At 72.3% G+C, this 1,272-nt stretch carries 1 protein-coding gene and 1 pseudogene; both read left to right on the top strand.

Annotated features, from left to right (window positions below; all coding sequences use genetic code 11):
- A pseudogene (locus KME78_RS65840) lies at positions 1–722 on the top strand (Mu transposase domain-containing protein); the annotation flags it as partial.
- Positions 719–1,272 (top strand): ATP-binding protein (locus KME78_RS63635; protein WP_219539955.1); only part of this gene is annotated, 554 nt, incomplete at its 3' end. The pseudogene KME78_RS65840 and the gene KME78_RS63635, both read left to right, overlap by 4 nt.

Below are 1,272 nucleotides of genomic sequence, written 5' to 3'. Positions count from 1 at the left end.
GCCAACGTGACCGCCCGCCAGTGGTGCGCCGAGGTCAACACGGTGACGCACTCGGAGATCTGCGCCATCCCCGCCGAGCGGCTGGCCGGCGAGCGGGAACTGCTGACCGCACTGCCGTCGCTGCGGCCGGCGATCGGCAAAGCTCCGGTCACCCGCAAGGTCGACCGGCTGTCGTGCGTGCGGTTCGGCTCGGCCCGCTACTCGGTGCCCACGCGGCTGATCGGCACCCGGGTAGCGGTGACCGAGGAAGGCGGCAGGTGCTCATCTGCGACCTGGCCACCGGCGAGATCGTGGCCGACCACCTGGCGGTCGCGCCCGGCGAGGCGTCGGTGGCCGATGAGCACTATGGCGGTCCCCGGCCCGCACCACGCCGCGCCGCCCGGCCACGGACCACGGCGGAGAAAGCGTTCCTGGCGCTCGGCCCGGCGGCCGAGGCGTTCCTGACCGGCTCGGCTGCCGCAGGCAATACCCGGCTGGCCGGTGACCTGGTCGAGCTGGCTGCTCTGCGGGCCGCGCACGGTGAGCAGGTGCTGGTCGCGGCGCTGGAGCGGGCGGTGACCTTTCGCCGCTGGCGGGCCGAGGATGTCCGCTCGATCCTGGCTGCCGGGGCCGGGACCCCGCAGCCGGCGCCCGCCGGCCAGGCGCTGGTCCTGGAGCTGCCGCCGGTCCCGACCCGGTCGCTGACCGAGTACACCCTGGACAAGATCGGACAGGTGTCATGACCGCGCCCACGCCCGCACCGCTGGCCGCCGACCTCGATGGCGGGCTACGCCGCCTGAAGCTGTCCACGATCCGCCGGCTGGCGCCGGAACTGCTGGTCACCGCCCGCACGCAACGCTGGAACCCTGAGGAGTTCTTGCGCACGCTCATCGACGCCGAACTGGCGGCGCGTGATGCCTCCAACGCCCGCGCTCGGATGAAGGCCGCCGCCTTCCCGGTGCTCAAGACCATCGAGGAGTTCGACGTCGCCGCCTCCTCGATCCCGAAGGCGACGTTCGACTACCTGGCCAGCTTGGAGTGGATCCGGGCGGCGGAGAACTACTGCGCGGTCGGCCCGGCCGGCACCGGCAAGTCGCACAGCCTCATCGCGCTGGGCGTCGCCGCCATCCAGGCCGGCCACAAGGTCCGCTACTTCACTGCCGCCGAACTGGTCGAGACGCTCTATCGGGGGCTGGCCGACAACTCCGTCGGCCGGGTGATCGAGAACGTGCTGCGCGCCGATTTGATCGTCATCGACGAGGTCGGCTTCGCCCCACTCGATGACACCGGCGC

This window comes from Nonomuraea guangzhouensis (genome assembly GCF_019396345.1).
In the GTDB taxonomy this organism is placed as follows: Bacteria; Actinomycetota; Actinomycetes; order Streptosporangiales; family Streptosporangiaceae; genus Nonomuraea; species Nonomuraea guangzhouensis.
Note: the sequence above shows the minus strand (reverse complement) of the source record. Positions and strands in the feature narration are given on the sequence as shown.